The organism is Pseudoalteromonas sp. 10-33, from assembly GCF_001469195.1.
GTDB lineage: Bacteria > Pseudomonadota > Gammaproteobacteria > Enterobacterales > Alteromonadaceae > Pseudoalteromonas.
Genome location: NZ_LOFI01000001.1, coordinates 460,466 through 483,121, shown reverse-complemented (window position 1 = coordinate 483,121; position 22,656 = coordinate 460,466). Strand labels below are relative to the sequence as shown.

Here is a 22,656-nt window from a genome sequence, read left to right as displayed (position 1 = left end):
TTAAATCATAGGTTGCGCAAACTTTATGCAAAGCCCATAAGGTATGGGCTTTCAGACGTCTAACGTTTAGTCTGTGTAAGAACAGCAGTAATCGGCAAAGTCTGTTACTTTTACTTTAAAGCTTACGTTAGCATCTACATTAAACGATTCGCCCGCGTTAAATGTTTTCCACTCACTCTCGCCTGGTAATAAAATATCCCACTGACCACCTAACAACTCCATGAGTTCTTTTTTACTGGTATCAAATACAAATTCACCCGGCTGCATAAAGCCTAGTGTTTTAGTTGTTCCATCGCTAAACACAACCGTACGGCTCGATACTTTACCGTCAAAATACACGTTTGCTTTTTTAACTACACTTACATTTTCAAACTGAGACATTTTAGCTCCTGCTATTAATTTAAATATTATGATTCATAAATTTTATCGCACTACCTTGCCTGATAGCTCACTTTCTTGCAAGAAAAGCGATACGGGGTAAGGTGAAGTTGTTTCATATAAGGCATAAAAAAACCCGCAAACATATGCGGGTTTTTAGATTGCTTAACTTACTTAATCAAAGCGATTAAAAAAGGGCGTTTGCTTTGCTTACAATGTTTTCTACTGTGAAGCCAAAGTGCTCAAATAGCTCGTTAGCTGGTGCAGACTCACCAAAAGTAGTCATACCCACTACTGCGCCATTTAAGCCTACGTATTTGTACCAGTAATCTGCAATACCCGCTTCTACCGCTACGCGGCGTGAAACGCTTGCTGGTAATACGCTTTCTTTGTACTGTGCAGATTGATCTTCAAATGCATCAGTACATGGCATAGATACAACACGTACCTTTTTACCTTGGCTGCGTAATTCAGTAGCTGAATCTTGTGCCAATTGCACCTCAGAGCCTGTTGCAATAATAATTAGCTCAGGGTTGCCATCACAGCTTAGAATGTAACCACCCTTTTTAACATCGCTTAATTGTTGTGCGTCACGCGCTTGTTGCTCTAAGCCTTGGCGTGTAAATATTAACGATGTAGGACCATCTTTACGTTCAATAGCTTGTTGCCATGCAATTGCCGACTCAACTTGGTCACATGGGCGCCAGTTGTAAAGGTTAGGCGTTAAACGCATGCTGGCAATTTGCTCAACTGGTTGGTGAGTTGGACCATCTTCACCTAGACCGATTGAATCGTGCGTGTATACAAAAATGCTTGGTTGCTTCATTAATGCAGCCATACGCACTGCGTTGCGTGCGTACTCCATAAACATTAAGAACGTTGCACCATATGGAATAAACCCTTTATGAAGCGCAATACCGTTCATAATAGCCGACATACCAAACTCACGTACACCATAGTAAACGTAGTTTCCGCTTGCATCGTCAGCAGTTAGGCCTTTAGAGCCATCCCAAATTGTTAAGTTTGAACCTGCTAAATCGGCAGAGCCACCCATAAATTCTGGTAATAATGGGCCAAATGCATTTAATGCATTTTGTGACGCTTTACGTGACGCTGGATTCGCCGGGTTTGCTTGTAACTCTTCAATGTACGCTTGAGACTTTTCAGCCCAATCCGCAGGTAAATCTGAATTTGTACGGCGTTTGTATTCAGCGGCAAGCTCTGGGTGTGCTTTTGCATAGGCTGCAAACTTTTCGTCCCAGCTTGATTCAAGCTCTTGACCTTTAGCCTTTCCATCCCACTGTGCGTAAATGTCTTCAGGAATTTCAAAGGCATCGCCTGTCCAACCTAAAAACTCACGAGACGCTTTAATTTCGTCATCGCCAAGTGGTGCACCGTGACAATCGTGGCTACCTGATTTATTAGGTGAACCGTAACCAATAATTGTTTTACAACAAATTAGCGTTGGTTTATCAGTAACGCTTTTTGCTTCTGCTATTGCAGCACTTACCGCATCGCCGTCGTGGCCATCAACATCACTAATTACGTGCCAGCCATATGCTTTAAAACGTGCTGGTGTGTCATCGCTAAACCAACCTTCAACTTCACCATCAATAGAAATACCGTTGTCGTCCCAAAAGGCAACTAGCTTACCTAGGCCTAATGTGCCGGCAAGTGAACAGGCTTCGTGCGAAATACCTTCCATTAAACAACCGTCGCCCATAAATGCGTAGGTATGGTGATCGACAATGTCGTGCCCTTCACGGTTAAATTGTGCCGCAAGCGCTTTTTCAGCAATTGCCATACCTACCGCGTTTGTGATCCCTTGACCTAATGGGCCCGTAGTAGTCTCGATACCTGGCGCATAACCATATTCTGGGTGACCTGGTGTTTTAGAGTGCATTTGACGGAAGTTTTTAATTTCGTCCAGCGGTAAATCATAACCACTTAAGTGCAATAAAGAATAGATAAGCATTGAACCGTGGCCGTTTGAAAGAATAAATCGATCTCGGTCTGCCCACTCTGGATTTGATGGATTATGTTTTAGATAATCGCGCCATAATACTTCTGCGATATCAGCCATGCCCATAGGGGCTCCAGGGTGACCAGATTTGGCCTTTTGTACTGCGTCCATTGACAAGACGCGAATAGCATTTGCAAGTTCTTTGCGAGATGGCATGAATTCTCCTACCTTATATATGTATTTGCGCGGGTATTTATGTGTTCGTTTATGTACTCAAATTATATGAGCACTGTTATAACGACCATTCTTACTTATTGTGGGGGCTGTGTGCAATTAAAAACCCTATAAAAATGAGGTATTATGAATATTTTTTAAGACCATAATGTCATAACTAATTTTATTTAGACGTCTAGGCGTAAAAACACTATGCAAGGTGTTTTGTTTTAGATAAAATACGCCCCTTAATTTTTTAGCGCTAATACCGACGTTTGTGAAGCGCAATATTTGTGAGCAGAAATACAATGGCAAAACATTTATTTACTTCTGAATCTGTTTCTGAAGGTCATCCGGATAAAATCGCCGACCAAATCTCTGATGCGGTTCTTGATGCTATCCTAGAGCAAGACTCTCATGCCCGCGTTGCGTGCGAAACATACGTGAAAACTGGTATGGTTATGGTTGGTGGTGAAATCACGACTAGCGCATGGGTTGATATAGAAGAGATTACACGTAAAACAGTACGTGAAATTGGCTACACGCATTCAGACATGGGTTTTGATGCAGACTCGTGTGCAATTTTAAACACAATTGGTAAACAGTCTCCTGATATTAACCAAGGTGTTGACCGCACTAGCCCAGAAGAACAAGGCGCTGGTGACCAAGGTTTAATGTTTGGTTATGCATGTAACGAAACCGAAGTATTAATGCCTGCACCAATAACGTATTCTCACCGTTTAGTTCAACGCCAAGCGCAAGTGCGTAAAAGCGGCGAGCTTAACTGGTTACGTCCAGATGCAAAATCTCAAGTTACTTTTGCATACGAAAATGGCAAGCCAGTTGGTATTGACGCAGTTGTTCTGTCAACTCAGCACAACGAAGATATCTCACAAAATGACTTAGTTGAAGCAGTGATGGAAACAATCATCAAGCCAGTACTTCCTGCTGAACTAATCACAAGCGCAACTAAATTCTTCATTAACCCAACAGGTCGCTTTGTAATTGGTGGCCCAATGGGTGACTGTGGTTTAACTGGTCGTAAAATCATCGTAGATACCTACGGCGGCATGGCCCGTCATGGTGGTGGTGCTTTCTCTGGTAAAGATCCATCAAAAGTTGACCGCTCAGCTGCATACGCTGCACGTTACGTGGCTAAAAACGTAGTAGCTGCTGGCCTTGCTGATAAGTGTGAATTACAAGTGTCTTACGCTATTGGTGTTGCAGAGCCTACTTCAATCAGTGTTGAAACGTTTGGAACTGGGAAATTAGAAGAAGCACGTTTAATCGAACTAATTCGTGAACATTTTGACTTACGCCCATACGGCTTAATTCAAATGCTTGATTTAGAGCGCCCTATCTACCTTCCTACTGCAGCTTACGGCCATTTTGGCCGTGACGAATTCCCGTGGGAACGCACAGATAAAGCAGAAGCACTTCGCGCAGCTTCAGGTCTTTAAGACCAAAGCAATAAAAAAACGGTCCTTTTAAGGGCCGTTTTTTATAGCTTCTTATTTTGTTTAACACTGCTAATTTATGGTTATACAAATAACTATTAATTGGTCCTCGAACTTTTTTATACTTTAGGTATATACTCATTAAATTATAAAGCTTTAGGGATATTTAAATGACCGATAATTTTCGCGTTATGTTTGCTGGACTCGCTGATAACGTTGACACAAAAACAGCGTGTACAAACCTGGCGGCAAAACTAAAGATCTCAGAAGAAAAAGTAGCCTTATTTTTTAATGGTAAGCCTTTATTTGCGCCTAGCGATAAAAACAAAGCGTTAAAACAAGCTAAGCTACTTGTGGGTTTGGGCATTAAAAGTAAACTTCAAGCGGTATCAACAAGTACAGAAAAAGCCACTCAAACGGTAAGTGATAACCAACGAGATGAACGTATTTTTGATGCGCTAGACTACATAACTAGCAGCTTAATTAGGTTAGAAGAAAAACTCGAAGACTTAGAACAGCGCCTACCCGAAAACCAAACAAAAAACCCTGAAGTAGATGAAGACGAATGGCAAGACGAAGAGCTATTGCTTGAAGATGAGCTAATAACTCAGCCTAAAAAACGCAGTAATGCATTGCTTTATTCGTTAATTGCTACGGTTGTTACGTTGCTTATTATACTTGCGGTGTACTTGGCGTTTCCTGATCTGGTTTCTTTTTAACTAAGTGGTAAGTTTACAAAATGAGCGAATCACGCGCCCAAATAAGAAAATCCATTCGCGAATTACGTAATAATTTGTCTAGTAAACAGCAAAATTTAGCATCTCAATCATTAAGTATGAATTTTATTCAATACTTAAAATCAAAAAAAACAGCTGAAAGTCAGCATATCGCCATTTATTTAAGTAATGACGGAGAACTTGATACCTCCTTGTTAATTAAAGAATTATGGAACTTAAATCACGTTATTTACCTACCAGTAATACACCCATTTAATGGCGCCACCTTATTGTTTCAGCGCTATGAGAAAAACTCACCCATGAGGGCAAATCGCTATGGTATCTTTGAACCTAAGCTAAATTGCAGTCAAATATGCCCTTTACCCAAGCTTGACTACTTACTTATGCCGTTAGTTGCATTCGATAACCAAGGTAATCGCTTAGGAATGGGAGGTGGGTTTTACGATAGAACGTTGGCTCGTTTACATGATGAAAACTGGCAAAAACCACAACTTATAGGCCTTGCACATGAGTGCCAAAAAGTTGATTTATTACCAGTAGAATCTTGGGACGTACCACTTAAAACTATAATAACACCGAGCAAAAATTACTGCTGGTGATGTGATTATTCACATGCTTACAGCACACGTTTGACATACAAGAGCACAAAATAATGACACAAGATGAATTAAAAAAAGCAGCCGCATGGGCTGCACTCGAGTTTGTAAAAGAAAACACCATAGTAGGTGTAGGCACAGGCTCAACCGTTAATCACTTTATTGATGCCCTTGGCACCGTTAAAGATACCTTGGTAGGCGCTGTATCAAGCTCTGAAGCCTCAACTGCACGTTTAAAAGAACTCGGCATTGAAGTATTTGAGCTAAACGAGGTAGATACACTCGATGTTTACGTCGATGGCGCGGATGAAATTAACGCCCTAAACGAAATGATCAAAGGCGGTGGTGCAGCACTTACCCGTGAAAAAATTGTGGCTGCAGTTGCTAAGCAGTTTGTGTGTATTGTTGACGACACAAAACTAGTAGACACATTGGGTGACTTCCCACTTCCAGTTGAAGTTATTCCAATGGCGCGCAGTTACGTAGCACGTAAATTATTGAAATTAGGCGGCGATCCAGTCTATCGCCAAGGTGTAGTTACCGATAACGGTAACGTTATTTTAGACGTATATAATTTAAATATTACCAATGCTAAACAACTTGAAACAGATATAAATCAAATTGTTGGCGTAGTTACCAATGGCCTATTTGCGATGCGTGGTGCTGATAAAGTAATTATCGGCACTAAAAATGGGCCTCAAATTAAATAGGATGAGGTTATGAGTAAGGTATCGTTAGCAAAAGACAAAATTAAAATTCTCTTGCTTGAAGGTGTGCACCAAAGCGCAGTTGAAACGCTAAAACGAAATGGTTACAGCAATATAGACTACGTTAAAACATCGCTGCCTGAAGACGAGCTAAAAGAGCGTATAAAAGACGCGCACTTTGTAGGTCTGCGTTCTCGTACTCATATTAATGAAGCTGTTTTAAATGCAGCAGAAAAGCTAATTGCTATAGGCTGGTTTTGTATCGGTACTAACCAAGTTGACTTAAATAGTGCTCGCGAACGTGGCATTGCAGTATTTAACGCCCCATTTTCTAATACTCGCTCTGTTGCAGAGCTAGTACTTGGCGAAATTTTGCTTTTACTACGCGGGATCCCTGAGCGCAATGCTGCGGCTCACCGTGGTGAGTGGTTAAAAACAGCAACAGGCTCGTTTGAAGCTCGTGGTAAAACCTTGGGTATTATTGGCTATGGCCACATTGGTACTCAGCTCGGTATCATGGCTGAAAACATTGGTATGAACGTCGAGTTTTACGACATTGAAGATAAGCTAACACTCGGTAATGCAAAACAAGTGCATAATCTTACTCAACTACTTCAGCGATCTGACGTAATTAGTTTGCATGTGCCAGAAACACCGCAAACTAAAAACTTAATTGGTTCAGCTGAACTTGCTGTAATGAAACAAGGCGCTATTTTAATTAACGCCTCGCGCGGCACGGTAGTTGATATTGACGCCCTTGCAGAAGCACTTACTGAGAAAAAGCTAAGCGGTGCAGCAATCGATGTTTTCCCTGTTGAACCTAAATCTAACGATGAAGAATTTATCTCGCCACTACGTGATTTTGATAACGTTATTTTAACCCCGCATATTGGTGGTTCAACACAAGAAGCCCAAGAAAATATTGGTATTGAAGTGGCTGGTAAATTAGCTAAATATTCAGATAACGGCTCGACTATCACTGCAGTTAATTTTCCTGAAGTATCTCTGCCAGAGCTTGCTAACCGCAGCCGCTTATTGCACGTTCATCACAACCGCCCTGGTGTACTTACGCAAATTAACCAAGCGTTTGCTCAGCACGGCATTAACATTGCAGCTCAGTACTTACAAACTGATGAAGCAATTGGTTATGTGGTAATTGACGTTGATACCGACCACTCTGAAGTAGCACTAAAAGAGCTGAGTGCAGTAGAAGGAACAATCAGAGCACGTATTCTTCACTAAACATTATCTATAATAAAAGCCGCATTTGATTAAACAAGTGCGGCTTTTTAAATTATGATTTAACAACTTATCGTGATTAGTCGCCCTTAACTTCTAAATTTATAAACTTAACCAGTTCTTCTGGCTTACCAGCTAGCATCATTAATTGCTGGTTAACTTCCATCATAGTTTGGCCTTCAGGTAGCTTTGCTGAAACAGTTAACGAATTTAAACCGCTGGCAAAGCTTGTTAACTCACTAGCAATTTCTTCAGTAATAGGTGCTTGCTCTAACTGCTGGGCTAGCATTGTTTGCATTTGCTCAATAGTCATACCTTGCTTTGAAAGCTCACTTTCTAATAACTCTTTAAGTTTACCTTGGTTATTTATGACAAAGCTTGCGTTACGTGGTTCAAGTTTGCTCATTGCTTGCATCATACGTGTTTGTTGTTGCAGCTGCTGCTCATAAGTTAGAGGGGTATCGCCCGCTTGCTTTTGCTCTTTGCTCATAGCAAGCGACGTATCCATAAGCGGTTTAGAATTAGCTAATCCTATATCCATATTAAAACTAATCACATCTTTAGCATTAAGCTTTACAACCATATCGCTCTCACCCGACTCTTCATTATAATCTAAGGATGAATGCAGGTTGTAACTTGCTGACGCTAATATTGCGTTTGTGTCAGCTGGCAGTGTGGCAATAAAGTCTTTACTCAGTGTCAGATTTTTTACATCAAGCGATGTATGCGGTGAAATTTTATCGGTTTCGTAGCCTTTAACTTCAATACTTTGAACGTTGGCAACACTCTCGCCCTCAGGGCTTATTACTTCCATGTTTGTAATTTCAACACTTTTTGAAATAACACTTGCTGATAAGCCTGCATATTTAAATGTTGCACCCGTTTGCTCACTCACCATGGCCAGCTGCTTGTCTACTTCAGCACGAACCTCTTGGGTTGCAACATAGTTAGCATAGCTAACGCCGCCAACACCTGCGGCAATAATCGCTGCAGCTATTATTAATTTTTTCATGTTATTTCCTTATTTTATTTTTTATAAAAATTGTACTTGCTTAAGAGTAACATTGCATAGCAACCGCTGTAAGCGTTAATTAATTAGGCTCAATAACTCATGTACCGTTTTTACTGGAGTTATTTTAGCGCCTAAGCCTTCCATTGATTTATGGTAATTACGAAACGGGATAAATATTTCTGTAAAGCCATGCTGCGCAGCTTCTTTAACTCGAGGTACACCGCTGTCTATTGGGCGGACATCGCCATTTAAGCTAAGCTCGCCCATAATACACGTTGTGCGTGGTACAACAAATTCATTCAAGCTACTAAGCAGTGCGGTAACGAGCGCTAAATCTATGCAAGTTTCTGACTCATCAATTTTTAAACCACCTACAATATTAAAAAAGGTGTCATGAAATATTTTAGTTTTTGTATGCTTGCGTAAAATACCGGTAAGCATTTTTATTCGGTTCATATTTAAACCAACACAGACGCGCTGTGGAAATTCAGCTTCGGTTTCTGTTGTTAAGCATTGTATTTCTAGTAATAAATTACGATTACCTTTACGGATACAGGTAATAGACGAACCCGGAGAGTCAGTTGTCGACCCCGACAAAAATATCTCACTTGGGTTATCTACACTTAACATTCCGCGTTCACACATTTTAAAAATACCGACCGTATCAATATCACCAAAACGGTTTTTATTGGCGCGTAAGGTACGAATTTGTCCGTCATTGGTGTCTATGTGTAATAGCGCGTCAACAATGTGCACTAAAGTTTGCGGGCCTGCTATTTCATTGTTTTTATTCACATGAGCAATAATAAACATAGTCACGTCATTTTGCTTACAATACTGGGTAAGCGCTTGAGCTGCACTTTTAACTTGCGAAGGTGAGCCCGGACTACCATTTGCTGTATCGGTAACAACAGCCTGAATAGAGTCAATAACTGCAAACTTAATTTTATTTTTATCGAGCTCTTCAATAATGGTTTCAACGCTAGTTTCTGAGAGTAAATAAAGCTCGTCGGCGTCATAGTCTAGCTTTAAGCGGTTAACGCGATTTTTAAACTGCGACAAAGACTCTTCTGCTGTACAGTATAGAGATGGCATACGCTTTGACATTCTTGCGACTAAGTCAGATAAAAGCGTTGTTTTACCCGCACCCGGATCGCCCGAAATAATATTTACCGAGCCCGTAGTAACACCACCACTTAACACTCGATCCAGCTCGCCTATATCAGTGAGTTGTTTTTCGGCTTCAACGGTCGCAATATCATTAATTTTTTTAGAACCACCACCAACTCCGCCGGCATAGCCGCCAACACTTGCTCTTGCTGCAGTTTTTTTGCTTTGCCCTGCTGAGGGTTTAAATTCAGCTAATGTGTTCCAAGCACCGCAGCGACATTGTCCCTGCCAACGTTGGTAATTCATGCCACACTCTGTACAAACAAACTCTACTTTTGCCGCTTTAGCCATTAATAACCTTATTTATTAATCATTGAATTTAAAAATACGTATTGTTTTGTTGTTATTTTGCCATTTCACCTATTTACATAGCAACATAGCTTGCCTGTGGAAATTTCTTAAGCCACAATCATTACCTAATTAACTGTTTTGCTTTTATATATCTTAGGGCACAGTTTTTGCTTTAAAATTGAATAAAAGTAACTTGCCAATAAAATGGCGCATAACACATAATAATAAAGACTAAATTGTAGTTACTCAAAAAATCGTACCTATATTAATAACATAGCATGATTTACGTTTATTGAATTTCTAATAAATGGATTTAATAGTATACCTACTTTTCAAAGAGACGGTGATGGTTTTATAAATGGCTGATGACATCATGCTCAAACACGAGTCCCTCGTGAATGAGCTAAAACAATATTTAGGCAACGCTAAGTTTGACCTAATTTTTAAATCAAAAACAGCAGAGCTTACAAAGCCTGAGCAGTTTTTGATTAAAATGGAAATGTCGCGCCTTTCTCAGCCTGTTGCGCGCTTTATCGATCTACGTGGTTTAGTTACAGGGCAAGTAAAACCTTACGAACACAACGGTAAACAGCATTTTATGGATGAAACGGCTATTGAAGTGTTTGAAAATGCTCTAAAACAGCATGGCGAATACACACTTGCTGTCTATGAAGCGGTTATGAATACGGAAAATAATCACCGTGTAATGCAAAAAGAAGCCGCCGAAAAAGGGAATAAGCAAGAGCAAGAAGATTTACTAAATACCAATGTAATAAAGTTTGCATCTTACGAAAGCCGCGCAGAAGAAAGAATGAATTATTCAATTAAAGTAACAATTGAATATAACGATAACAAAAATATTAAGGCAAGTACCTCTGATATCTCTTTGAGTGGCTGTAAAATTAAGCTTGCAAAGCGAAATATAATTAGAAAAGGCCAACTAATAGCAATGCGTTTGGTGGGCCTAGAACAAGACTTTGAACTAGGTTTAAAAAATGGTATTCAATATGAAGTGGTTGCCGTTGAGAATATTTCACGTGAATTCAACCATATTCGCTTAAAGCGAACTTATGTTGAGAATAATGAAGCCTTTGATAACTTTTTAGAAAGCTTTATCCACGGAAATAAACGCCGCTACAAAGTTAATTTAGATAACACGCTTGATGCCGTTGTATCTAAGGGGTATGAGCAATATTACATACCTCGCGTTACTTCGTTGTATGTGTTTTTAAGTAAAAAAGATGACCAGTATTATCCTAGCTTAAGCTTAACCACCGAAAACAATATTTTTATTCAGCGTTATTTTACCGATGAAAAAAGTGTACCTTGTTTATATAACATACTTAACCACAAACGTGTGTCGGAACTATTAACACAAACAACCGCAGTAAAAGAAGATTACCTGTATACATTTACTCACGTCTCATCAGGGAAAGTTTATTTTTACTCTGCAACACGAACCGAACTTAATAAAAACCCAAAACTTCGTGATTTATTCTTGGGATTTGGTAGCCAAAAAGAAAGCTGGCAGTGTTTTAAAATTCAAATAATGCCAAGTCATCCTGATGATGCATACATACCGCTTTCACTGCCTAACTCTGCGGGCAGTAATATTGAAAAACTCAATAAGCCGCCCTCCCCACGTGTTGAAGGACTAGTAAAAGACGTAAAATATATTGTGGTGCTAACCAGTATAGGTAACAGTGTTGAGCAAGCTCATTATAAAGCGCGAACTTACGATAAGGCACTTGTTAATCAGCTTAAGCTTTTTGGTCATGCAAAGCATAAAACAGCTCCCTATTTAGACATTGTTGCGCTCGAGTATGTAAATTTACGTTCTCATAAGCGTTATTTATATAAAACCGACGTCAAATTGCATATAAATGATACTGTGCTTAATGGCCATACTCGTGACTTTTCAGTTATGGGACTGCAGCTAGAGTGCGATCAGCCTGTTAACTTTAAAAAAGGCGATATCGTCCTTTTAACATTTCCTGAGTTACAAAAAATAACTAAAAAACATAAATTGGGCGAGCTCAAGTATGAAGTTATGGCCATTAGTAAATCACTGACCACCGTTAATTTAAAAGCAAATAGAGTGGCTGATTTACCTCATGCAGGCGTTAGCTTTTTTACGCAGTTAATTGAAAATAACAAAAATAAATTAAAAGTAAGCGAAGAAGCGCCTAAAATAGAAGGGCTTTCAACCGCATTAAGAAACATGGTCACTAAAAGTGTTTGCCAATTCCCGCTGTATTTACATAAAGAAGCGGCACATTTTAAAGTGGGCGCAATTGGCTTCGGTCTTTATTCAAACCCGCTGCATGTACTTTTGCAAAACTTTGGCTTACTTAGTAATAAAACAGATGTATCGAGTATATTAACAGACGAGCAAATTTTAAATGTGATCACCCCAAATATAAAAGATCGCAGCAGGCAAGACCCACCGCTTGCGTTTACTCTCGCAATCAATTTTGATCCCCGTAAAGATAAAGCCACCGATGCAATCCAAAGTCAGTGCATACTCGGTGAAGATTACAGCAGTTTTAACGAACAAATTAGCAAAGGGATTAAATCCGAAATTATATTTGTTATGCGTTTATATATTTCACGTACCGGTCGCCCAGATACAGACTACCTCTCTAACGAGCTTAGCTATGTTAGCCAATACGCTCTGCATAAAGCCAAAGAGTTAGAAGAAGCTTTATGGTCTGTAACAGGTGTAGGTGATGTGGTTGATATTACCGAAGAAGCGTTGAGCCATTTTGAGTTCGATCAACAAAAAGTTGACCAAATGGGACGCCGGAAACTGATTTGGTTAAACCGCTCTCGCTGAGCGGTTTAACATTGACTATTACTTTTTACCTAGCGGAATAGCTAACATATAAAGTAACTGTAATAACGAGCCTTTACAAATAGCGGCTTGCGCTTGTTCAACAACCTTAGGTTTACCATGTACTGCCACACCAAGGCCAGCTTTTGCCATCATAACAAGATCGTTAGCGCCATCGCCAATCGCTACGGTTTGTGTTGTTTTAAGACCTAACTTAGCCTGCAAGGACTCTAAAATAACTGCCTTTTGCTGTGCATCTACAATAGTACCTAACACTTTACCTGTTAGCTTATCGTCTTCGAATTCAAGCACATTTGCATGTACTTCGTCTAAATCAATAAGCTGCTGAACACGCTCTGCAAATGGTACAAAACCACCAGAGGCAATAGCTAAATACCAATTGTGATGTTTTAATACTTGGCATAAAGCTTTTATGCCTGGCATAAGTGGTAAGGTACTTTTTAACTCATCTATAAGGCTTTTTTCAATGCCTTTAAGCTTAGCGACTCGTTGATTTAAGCTTTCACTAAAATCAAGTTTACCCGCCATGGCAAGTGCAGTTACGGATGCTACATCATCATAAACATTTGCTAAACGCGCTATTTCATCGATGCATTCAATAGTAATCGCTGTTGAATCCATATCCATCACTAGCAAGCCTGGCTCGTATAGGTTAGGCGGGGTATTAATTTGTACTAGTTGACATTCTAGTGTTTCTGAAAACGCTTTAAGCGTTAGTGGGTTGATAGATTGCATTGTATTTTGAGTATAAAAGCACAGTGCTGGTGATAACCCTAAGTCAGGTTGATATTGGCAAAGCGCAGTAACCGTTTGCCCATGGTGAGCTAAAAACTGAATGAATGTATCTATACTCGTTGCATTAAAATCACCTGCAAACGCAATGCTAAATAATCCGTCTTGTGTATTTGGTACACCGTCAAACAGCGTAAAAACCCCATTTTTATGAGCAAACCATTGGTTAAGCGTTAACATTGATAATGATTGCTGTGAAATAAGCTGTGCCATGCTGATTTGCGACATGGGATCTCCGTGTTTATTTTTATTTACCTGATTTAAAAAAGTTGATGAAAATAGTGCTAAATTCGCCATCAGGGTCAGTTTAAGGTTATAGTAGTAGTTGTAACATCAAATCAAAATTCTGTCAGCAGCATATACGGTGACTATGAAAAATAACCATCTAAAAAATCCAATATCAGCATCACAAAAAAAGCGACTCTTGCGGTTATTGCTAGCTGCGGGCTGTTTTGTATTACTTAGCTGGGTTGGTGTAAATAGTAGCTTTCAAAGTCATCAATTGTTGTACGATAGCGCCGATAACACGGCAAAAAGTTTAACCCAATTTATGGCATTAAATGTTAAAACGCCACTGATAGAAAAAAACAAACCCGAACTAAATGCGATATGTAACGATATAGCTAAAGACGAATTTGTACTTTCGGCTACCATTTATGATCACCAAGGCATTTTAGTCGCCAGCAGTGATAATTGGCAGTCACACCACATTTTAGGTCAACTTCCAGAGTCGACTCCAGGAATAAGTAAGCTAAAAACCCCTTTTGTAGAGCCCGTTGTAAGCGATGATGATCGCCCTCTAGGGTTTGTTTCCGTAACCTATTTAACACGAGCTGCTATTTCAGATAGCCACAGCCATTTTCATGATTTGGGTCGTCAGGTTTTGTTAATGCTAGTTATTGCATGTATTTTCACATGGCAACTGGGGCGTGGCTTAAAGCGTTGGCAAGTCAACCGCTATATACGAAAAACCTCTGAGCAAGAGTCGTAGAGCATTTTAGCTAGCACCTCTTTATCGCTACTTTGTTTTAAACTACACAGTACGTTGAACACATTAGGGATATGAAGCGGCGTATTAATCTCACCTTGATGACCATTTAGTGGCATTGAGGGCGAATCGGTTTCGAGCACTAAGTGCTGAGGTTCAATCTGAGTAATTACATTACGGGTTTTAGCTGCGCGCTCGTAAGTTATAATCCCACCCACACCTAATTTAAAACCCTGTTTAATATAATACCGTGCTTGCTGTAGTGAGCCAGAAAACGCATGTATCACCCCGCCATATTTTGGCTTGCAGCGCTTAAACGCATGCGCAATTAAATCATGGCTTTGTCTGTGATGCACAATAAGCGGCAAATTTAGCTCATTAGCAATTTTTATTTGCTGCTCAAACAATCTCGTTTGCTTTGCAAGGTCTTCGATACTTCTATCAAGCCCACACTCACCTATAGCTACTAAATGATGCTTATTTGCAACCCCGAACTCAAAAAGTGCTTCTATGTGCGATTCTTTATGTTGATCTAAAAAGTAAGGATGTAACCCTGCTGCTATTTTTATACTTGGAAAAGTAGCTTTGAGTTTGATAAGAGTATGCGATTGAGCGAGCGTAATACCCGGCACAACAAACTGATTGACTCCCTTTGCTATACACTCGTTTATGAGCGATTCACGAATTGAATCAAACTCGCTAAAGTCGAGATGGCAATGAGAGTCAATAAATTGCACGGTTACTTAATCATCTATTTATTAAGGGTTTAAGCGTGTAACTTGCCAGCTATTATCATCTTGGCGCTGGTACATAAAGCGGTCGTGTAGACGGTGAGCGCCGCCTTGCCAAAACTCAATTTTAGTAGGCACTACACAGTACCCCCCCCAAAAATCTGGCAATGGGATTTCACCTTTGGCAAACTTGCTTTTCATATTCGCAAAAGTTTCCATAAGTACTTTTCGCGACGACACGGGCCTGCTTTGTGCTGAAGCCCAGGCCGCTAATTGGCTTTCTTTAGGACGCGATAAAAAGTATTTTGCCACGGCAGATGTAGGCAGCGGTTTAGCCTCGCCGTACACAATTACTTGGCGCTCCATATGGTGCCACGGAAAATGCAACGATATTTTGTTATTACCTTTTAGCTCTTGTGCTTTACGTGAGCCGGTATTAGTAAAAAATACAAACCCGTTATCGTCTAAATGTTTTAACAATACAATACGCTGTGAAGGTTGCCCGGTTTCATCAACCGTAGCGACCACCATGGCCGTTGGGTCTGGGATATTACTGCCCACAGCATGCTCAAGCCACGTTTCAAATTGTTTGAATGGATCATCTTGCAAATTATCTTCGCTTAGCGCGTCTTGCAGGTATTCACGACGGATGTCTTCGAGTTTCATAAACAAATCCTTCTAAAGAGCTATCAGCTATCAGCTATCAGCTATCAGCTATCAGCTATCAGCTACAAAATTGATGCACATATAGGAGACGGCAAGTATAAACACCTAACAATATCTGCAAGTGTAGGAGTGCTGACAAGGCGAAATGATTTTTTATGCCAAGGAGCATACAATTAGTATGTGACTTAGGCTAAAAAAGCACGACAACGCAGTCAAAGCGAACTACACGAAGCAGACGTTCACCTAAGTAGTTTAGCCTAAGACAAGGCATCCAACCCTACTTATCCCTATGAGCATACGGTTTGTATGTGATTAGGGTAAGTCGGGGTGGATAACGCAGTATTAGGTTAAAATACGACGGTGATTACATTTGCTCCATGACTTCAATACCCAGCAAATCCAATCCAGTTTTTAACGTATCTGCCACTAAATTACACAACACTAAACGGCTGTCACGCACGCTTGGCTCTACGCCTTCTTTAAGTACTGGGCAAGCTTCGTAGAATGTCATGTATAAGCTGGCTAGCTCGTATAAGTAACCACATAATACGTGCGGAGTGGCCTCATTGATCATTAAATCAAGCACTTCTTCAAGCTGAAGTAGTTTAAGCGCTAGCGCTTTTTCTTGCGGCTCAGCGATGGCTACATCAGCATTTAGCGTAGCGGCATCGACACCAGATTTACGGAAAATACTACGCACGCGAGTATAAGCATATTGTAAGTAAGGTGCTGTAGCGCCTTCAAAGCTTAGCATGCTGTCCCAGTTGAATATGTAATCGCTGGTACGGTGCTTAGAAAGATCAGCATATTTAACTGCGCCAATACCTACTTTACGCGCAATTTCGCTGCGATCATGATCCGATAAGTCAGATTCACGCTCTGCTAGTTTTGTTGCTGCACGGCTGATTGACTCTTCAAGTAAATCAGCAAGTTTAACAGTGCCACCAGTACGGGTTTTAAAGGGTTTACCATCGGCGCCCATCATGGTGCCAAACGGGCAAAACTCGTAGCTTGTTTCATCACGTAAAAGGCCAGCTTTACGTGCTGTAAGCTCTACCTGATTAAAGTGAAGGCTCTGGCGTGCATCAACAAATATTAAAATACGTTCAGCACCCAATTTATTTGAGCGGTAATCACACGCGGCTAAATCGGTGGTTGCATATAAAAAACCACCGCCTGATTTTTGCACGATAAACGCAGATGGCTCGCCATCTTTATTTGCAAGCTCATCTAAAAACACCACTTGTGCGCCTTGCGACTCTACAGCAATGTTTTTATCTTTTAATAAGCTAATAATATCGTTAAGCTCGCTGTTGTAGGCACTTTCAGCCATAATATCAGCTTGAGTAAGCGTTACATTTAGACGTTTGTAAACTTCTTCAGAGTGCTTAACTGAGGTTGCTATAAATAATTTCCATAGTTTTTCACAGTGCGCATCGCCGCCTTGTAGTTTAACTACATAGTCGCGGGCTTTATCGGCAAAGCCTTCTTCATCGTCAAAGCGTTTTTTAGCGTCGCGGTAAAACGTTTCTAAATCAGCAAGCGCTACCGACTCTAAGTCCACGCCTTGGCTAATTTGATCTTCTAAATGCGCGATTAGCATACCAAATTGTGTGCCCCAATCGCCCATGTGGTTTTGACGAATTACTTTATCGCCTCTAAATTCAAGGGCGCGTACAATGGCATCACCAATAATGGTTGAACGTAAATGGCCTACGTGCATTTCTTTTGCAAGGTTAGGCGATGAGTAATCTACCACAACAGTTTGCGGGTTAGCGTGCTCGTTTACGGCAAGCTTTGCATCGCTGTTAGCCGCTTCTACGCTTTTGGCTAAAAACTCAGGCTTTAAATGAATATTTATAAAACCAGGGCCAGCAATTTCTGTTTTTTCAGCAATGTCGGTCACATCTAGGTTATCAATAATTTTTTGCGCAAGCTCACGTGGGTTGCTTTTCATTTTTTTAGCGGCGCCCATTGCACCGTTAATTTGGTAATCACCAAACTGTGGGCGTGTGCTTTGTGTAACCGCTGGGTTTGTATCTTCAGGTAGGCCTGCTGCGATCATAGCTGCAATGGCTTTTTCTACTAAAATAGTACGAATGTTCATTATATTATTTACCTTTGTAAGCCCGCCTAAGCAGGCTTTCAGTTGACTGTAGTCAGTTGATTCTAGTTTTCGCGCGTATGGTTAAAGGTTACTTCTGGGTAACGCTCTGTTGATAAATTAAGGTTTACACGGCTCGGTGCTATGTAAGTTAGGTTATCGCCACCATCAAGTGCTAAGTTGCTTTCGCACTTACGTTTAAACTCTTCAAACTTTTTAACGTCAGTTGAGCTTACCCAGCGCGCTGTATTTACGTTTACACCTTCGTAAATAGCATCTACGTTGTACTCAGCTTTTAAGCGCGCTACCACTACGTCAAACTGTAGTACACCTACCGCGCCTACAATTAAATCGTTATTAATCAGCGGTCTAAATACTTGTACTGCACCTTCTTCAGAAAGTTGTACCAACCCTTTTAATAGCTGCTTTTGTTTAAGCGGATCGCGCAAACGAATACGACGAAACAGTTCAGGGGCAAAGTTAGGAATACCGCTAAACTTAAGCTTTTCGCCTTGCGTAAAGGTATCACCAATTTGAATGGTACCGTGGTTGTGAAGGCCTATAATGTCGCCTGCGAATGCATCTGCTGCACGCTCACGATCGCCCGCCATAAACGTTACCGCATCAGAAATACTGACTTGTTTACCAAGGCGTACATGGTTCATTTTCATGCCTTGGCTGTATTTGCCCGACACAATGCGCATAAAAGCAATACGGTCACGGTGTTTAGGGTCCATATTGGCCTGAATTTTAAACACAAAACCGGTAAAGTTTTCTTCTGATGCAACGACTTGGCGGTCTTCTGTTTCACGTGGTAATGGCGTAGGCGCCCACTGCGTTAAACCGTCAAGAACGTGGTCAACACCAAAGTTACCAAGGGCGGTACCAAAGTACACTGGCGAAAGTTCACCCGCTAAAAATAGTTCAAGATCAAATTCGTTTGAAGCACCAATGACAAGCTCTAACTCTTCACGTAGTTGCTCTGCGAGTTCTTCACCAATAGCAGTATCAAGCTCTGGGTTATCAAGGCCTTTTACTGTACGTACTTCTTGAATAGTATGGCCTTGGCCTGTTTTATATAAAACCGCTTCGTCGTTATGAATATGGTAAACACCTTTAAACTCTTTACCACAACCAATTGGCCACGTAATAGGCGCACAGGCAATGTTTAGCTCTGTTTCTACTTCATCAAGGAGCTCCATTGGGTCACGAATATCACGGTCACACTTATTCATAAAGGTAACAATAGGGGTAGTACGTAGGCGCGTAACTTCCATCAGTTTACGAGTACGTTCTTCTACACCTTTTGCGGCATCAATAACCATTAAGCACGAATCTACCGCAGTCAGCGTGCGGTAAGTATCTTCTGAGAAGTCTTCGTGTCCAGGAGTATCAAGTAAATTAACCAGCGCATTGTTATACGGAAATTGCATTACAGAGGTCGTAACCGATATACCACGCTCTTTTTCCATTTCCATCCAGTCAGACTTTGCATGCTGATTAGAGCCACGGCCTTTTACAGTGCCGGCTTTTTGAATCGCTTGTCCGAACAATAGTACTTTTTCGGTGATGGTGGTTTTACCCGCATCCGGATGCGAGATGATTGCGAAGGTACGTCGTTTACTTATTTCGCTAAGGAGATTTTGGTCTGCCATTAAAAAGTTCTTATAGTTTAAATACGGATAATATCACTATGAAGTGTGCAGACGTTTAAAGGCTAAAATAACTAAACCTCGAAACCTCAACACACCAAAACAAAGAGCAAATTAGCGCCTCGTTTGCGATCCGTTATGTTAATCGTAATTAAAGACTATTTTCGCTGATCTTGACCCTTTAAACAATCAATGGTTAGTTATTAACTGATCTTTTTTATTAATATTTGAGCTTAAGCCATTTTGTTTGTAAATAAGACGCTGCCTAAATACAAACTATCGACTAATTAAGTAATTAAAACCTCTGTTTATTGGAGCGTATATCTCTAACTAAAGTGTATATTTTAACGATGAGTAAATCGCAGGCTTGTTTAATAAACTTGTAACGCATACTATAAAAAGATTGCGTAAAGGATATTAGTTAGTTAATGAAAACCAGTAAGTTAAGCATTAGATTATTATGGTATATAACCCCGCTTGTTATATTGCCCCTGCTATTTTTAGGTGGCTTTACGTTAACTAATGTAACGAACTCAACTCAAAAACAAGCCGATTTGATCATGAGCCGCTTTGTTGAGCAGCAGCAACAAAAAGCGTTTAACTACATAGACTCTTTTCACTCTACCACTAAGTTACTTTCTCGTTCTCCGGTACTTAACGACTTTTTAGCCAATGACGCTCTTTCAGACGGAAATTATACACGTAGGCTTGGCGCTCTGATGGATGTATTTGCCAGTTATAATGAAGCCTACCCTGATATTATTAGCATAAATTTAGTGTCGGCTAGCGGTAAAAGTGACGCCTATCATTCAAATAATTTAACTATAGCGCCTAAAAACTACCCCTTTTTTAATCAGGTTATACAAAGTAATTTAAGCCAACAGCAGTTTATGGTTCAAAAACCCGACGGTACCACTAGCTTATATTTTGTACAGCGAATCGACAGCGTGGGTTATTACCTAAAGCGTCCTCAACAACTTGGCTTTATTGTTGTAAATGTTGAACCTTCAATTTTAAATACCAGTATTTTAGAAGCGCCCTATAACAACACGCTTAATTTGTTACTGACCAAAGACGGTAAAATATTATTTAGCTCTAACTACAATTTACGTGGCCAATATATTAGCGAATACGAACTTAATAAGGTTCATGATTTAGCTGACATCGGCACACTCTCTACTATTGAGCTGTCGAGTATAGATAAAATAGAACGTATGATTTTTGCCGTACAAATGAGCGGTGGTTACTATTACGTATCAACGATCCCCAAAGCGGTGCTTCACCAGTCGGGCAAGGCAATTAGTTTAATTACAGGTCTGATTGTTATTATTTCAGTGATCTCGTTACCCATTTTAATATTTGTTGTTGTACGTAACTTATTGTTAAACCCAATAGAACTGTTAGGTGCAGCCAGCCACAGAGTCGGTGACGGAGACTTAGCGGTAAGCTTACCTGCTCATACCGATGACGAAGTGGGCATATTGTTTAACGACTTTAATCACATGGTTAATCAAATTAGGCATTATCAGCAACAGCTCGAAGAATACAAACACCATCTAGAAGACAAGGTAGAAAGCCGAACTCAAGCGCTTGAGTCAATGAACAGCCAACTTGAACTCGCCATTACTCAAGCAGAGCAAGCTAACCAACTTAAAAGCCGCTTTTTAGCAAACATGAGCCATGAAATACGAACCCCTCTCACCGCTATTATGGGCTTTACGGAGCAGTTGCTACATAACGATAAAATAGTAAACGACAAACAACATTTAAGTACTATTTTACGAAATTCAAAGCACTTACTTGAACTGATTAACAATATTTTGGATTTATCTAAAATTGAAGCTGAAAAGTTAGCTGTCGAGCAAACCTCAGTGAGCGTTGTACAGTTAATTCATGATATTGAATCAATCATAACGCCGCTGGCTCAAGAAAAGCGTTTAGAACTTAATATTATTTATGACCTACCAATACCACAAACTATATACACGGATGTAACACGCTTAAAGCAAATTTTAATTAATGTAGCAAACAACGCTGTTAAATTTACAGAGCAAGGGCATGTCACTATTTGTGTACATTATCATGCTAAAAGCAACCTTATTGAATTTGTAATCTCCGATACCGGTATTGGTATGTCTGAGCATCAAATTTCTCGTGTTTTTAAGCCATTTGAACAAGCAGATGCGACAACCACGCGACGCTTTGGTGGTACAGGATTAGGATTATGCATATCTAAAAACCTTGCACAATTACTTGGCGGCGACATAAAACTAGAAAGCGAAGTCGGCGAAGGAAGTAAATTTTCTATTAGTGCTGCTTGCCACTTAAAAGGCAAAACACCAGCGCTTGAGCTCCTTGTAGAGCATGCACAATTAACCCCTGAAAAAGACCCTCTTTTATCATTTGCTACCAACAGCTTTGACGCAAATATTTTGGTAGCCGAAGATAACCCAGATAATCAGTTACTCATTAAGTTGCTTTTGCAAACTTGGGGGCTTGAGCCTGATATAGCAAATAATGGTGCACAAGCCGTAGAAATGGCACTAGTAAACGACTATCAGCTAATTATTATGGATATGCAAATGCCTGTTATGGGTGGGCTTGAAGCCACTAAAATGCTGCGACATGCTGCGTACGACGGTCCTATTATTGCGCTTACCGCAAACGTAATGAATCACGATATTGGCACCTATATTGAGGCTGGCTGCGACAAAGCTTTAGGAAAACCAATAGACAAAGATGCGCTCGAAAACGTACTTGTTAGCTACTTGCATCTTGAAAAAGATAATCAAAATAAGTGGGATGATTTATTGAAAAGTGAAAAATTTCAGCAAATATCTAATAATTACTTAGCTAATTTACCTGATTATTTGAAGCAAATAAAAACGTTGCATCACACGCAAGATTGGGAAAGCCTAAAAGCAGTAGCACATAGTGTTAAAGGCAGCGCAGGATGTTTTAACTTTGATGCTATTTACAAAAGCGCAGGCGACCTTGAAGAAAACCTAAAAAGTAACGATAAATCACAAAGAGATGAAATTATAAACTCAGTAATAGTGGCAATACAGCAGGCAATTAACTCAAAATAAAACCGTTAGCTGCCCGC

General features: G+C 40.2%; 17 protein-coding genes. 8 read left to right on the top strand and 9 right to left on the bottom strand.

Features of this window, described 5'->3' with window-relative positions:
- Positions 1–66: 66 nt before the first annotated feature.
- A complete protein-coding gene (gene ppnP, locus ATS76_RS02205; protein ID WP_058403038.1) occupies positions 67–381 on the bottom strand; it encodes a pyrimidine/purine nucleoside phosphorylase in 315 nt (104 codons plus the stop codon).
- A 184-nt stretch (positions 382–565) separates the two neighbouring features.
- Positions 566–2,557, bottom strand: a complete 1,992-nt coding sequence (tkt, locus tag ATS76_RS02200; RefSeq protein WP_058550866.1) for a transketolase — start codon at positions 2,555–2,557, stop codon at positions 566–568.
- Positions 2,558–2,862: 305 nt separating this feature from the next.
- On the opposite strand from tkt, the gene metK reads away from it, so the two are divergent.
- From metK to serA, 5 genes are all read left to right on the top strand, one after another.
- Positions 2,863–4,014 (top strand): methionine adenosyltransferase, encoded by a 1,152-nt coding sequence (gene metK, locus ATS76_RS02195; RefSeq protein WP_058550865.1) that lies wholly within the window; start codon positions 2,863–2,865, stop codon positions 4,012–4,014.
- A 167-nt stretch (positions 4,015–4,181) separates the two neighbouring features.
- The gene (locus tag ATS76_RS02190) at positions 4,182–4,730 is read left to right on the top strand and encodes a hypothetical protein (RefSeq protein ID WP_058550864.1); all 549 of its coding nucleotides are present in this window, start codon (positions 4,182–4,184) and stop codon (positions 4,728–4,730) included.
- A gap of 20 nt (positions 4,731–4,750) precedes the next feature.
- Positions 4,751–5,347 carry a 5-formyltetrahydrofolate cyclo-ligase gene (locus tag ATS76_RS02185; protein WP_058550863.1) on the top strand — a complete coding sequence of 199 codons (597 nt, stop codon included), beginning with the start codon at positions 4,751–4,753 and terminating at the stop codon, positions 5,345–5,347.
- A 53-nt stretch (positions 5,348–5,400) separates the two neighbouring features.
- The gene (gene rpiA / locus ATS76_RS02180) at positions 5,401–6,054 is read left to right on the top strand and encodes a ribose-5-phosphate isomerase RpiA (RefSeq protein WP_058550862.1); all 654 of its coding nucleotides are present in this window, start codon (positions 5,401–5,403) and stop codon (positions 6,052–6,054) included.
- A gap of 9 nt (positions 6,055–6,063) precedes the next feature.
- Complete coding sequence (gene serA, locus ATS76_RS02175; RefSeq protein WP_058550861.1) at positions 6,064–7,293, top strand: phosphoglycerate dehydrogenase; 1,230 nt, start codon at positions 6,064–6,066, stop codon at positions 7,291–7,293.
- Positions 7,294–7,369: 76 nt separating this feature from the next.
- Here the strand turns inward: serA and ATS76_RS02170 are convergent, their stop codons facing one another.
- Complete coding sequence (locus ATS76_RS02170) at positions 7,370–8,302, bottom strand: hypothetical protein (RefSeq protein ID WP_058550860.1); 933 nt, start codon at positions 8,300–8,302, stop codon at positions 7,370–7,372.
- Positions 8,303–8,377: 75 nt separating this feature from the next.
- A complete protein-coding gene (gene radA, locus ATS76_RS02165) occupies positions 8,378–9,763 on the bottom strand; it encodes a DNA repair protein RadA (RefSeq protein WP_058403046.1) in 1,386 nt (461 codons plus the stop codon).
- Between the two features lie 358 nt (positions 9,764–10,121).
- On the opposite strand from radA, the gene ATS76_RS02160 reads away from it, so the two are divergent.
- Positions 10,122–12,599 (top strand): PilZ domain-containing protein, encoded by a 2,478-nt coding sequence (locus tag ATS76_RS02160; RefSeq protein WP_058550859.1) that lies wholly within the window; start codon positions 10,122–10,124, stop codon positions 12,597–12,599.
- Between the two features lie 18 nt (positions 12,600–12,617).
- Here the strand turns inward: ATS76_RS02160 and serB are convergent, their stop codons facing one another.
- Positions 12,618–13,637, bottom strand: a complete 1,020-nt coding sequence (serB, locus tag ATS76_RS02155) for a phosphoserine phosphatase SerB (RefSeq protein WP_058550858.1) — start codon at positions 13,635–13,637, stop codon at positions 12,618–12,620.
- Between the two features lie 142 nt (positions 13,638–13,779).
- Here serB and ATS76_RS02150 point away from each other — a divergent pair, with 142 nt between their 5' ends.
- Positions 13,780–14,400, top strand: a complete 621-nt coding sequence (locus tag ATS76_RS02150; protein ID WP_058550857.1) for an AhpA/YtjB family protein — start codon at positions 13,780–13,782, stop codon at positions 14,398–14,400.
- Here the strand turns inward: ATS76_RS02150 and ATS76_RS02145 are convergent.
- The 4 genes from ATS76_RS02145 to prfC all read right to left on the bottom strand — a co-directional run bounded on the left by ATS76_RS02145 (position 14,367) and on the right by prfC (position 19,553).
- Positions 14,367–15,134, bottom strand: coding sequence for a TatD family hydrolase (locus ATS76_RS02145; RefSeq protein WP_058550856.1), 768 nt, complete (start codon positions 15,132–15,134; stop codon positions 14,367–14,369). The two genes, ATS76_RS02150 and ATS76_RS02145, sit on opposite strands and share 34 nt — an antisense overlap.
- Before the next feature lie 21 nt (positions 15,135–15,155).
- Positions 15,156–15,794: a pyridoxamine 5'-phosphate oxidase gene (gene pdxH, locus ATS76_RS02140; protein WP_058550855.1), complete on the bottom strand. Its 639-nt coding sequence runs from the start codon at positions 15,792–15,794 to the stop codon at positions 15,156–15,158.
- 364 nt (positions 15,795–16,158) lie between these two features.
- Complete coding sequence (argS, locus tag ATS76_RS02135; RefSeq protein ID WP_058550854.1) at positions 16,159–17,901, bottom strand: arginine--tRNA ligase; 1,743 nt, start codon at positions 17,899–17,901, stop codon at positions 16,159–16,161.
- Positions 17,902–17,963: 62 nt separating this feature from the next.
- Positions 17,964–19,553: a peptide chain release factor 3 gene (gene prfC / locus ATS76_RS02130; RefSeq protein WP_058403052.1), complete on the bottom strand. Its 1,590-nt coding sequence runs from the start codon at positions 19,551–19,553 to the stop codon at positions 17,964–17,966.
- A 425-nt stretch (positions 19,554–19,978) separates the two neighbouring features.
- On the opposite strand from prfC, the gene ATS76_RS02125 reads away from it, so the two are divergent.
- Complete coding sequence (locus ATS76_RS02125) at positions 19,979–22,639, top strand: ATP-binding protein (RefSeq protein ID WP_058550853.1); 2,661 nt, start codon at positions 19,979–19,981, stop codon at positions 22,637–22,639.
- Positions 22,640–22,656: the final 17 nt, after the last annotated feature.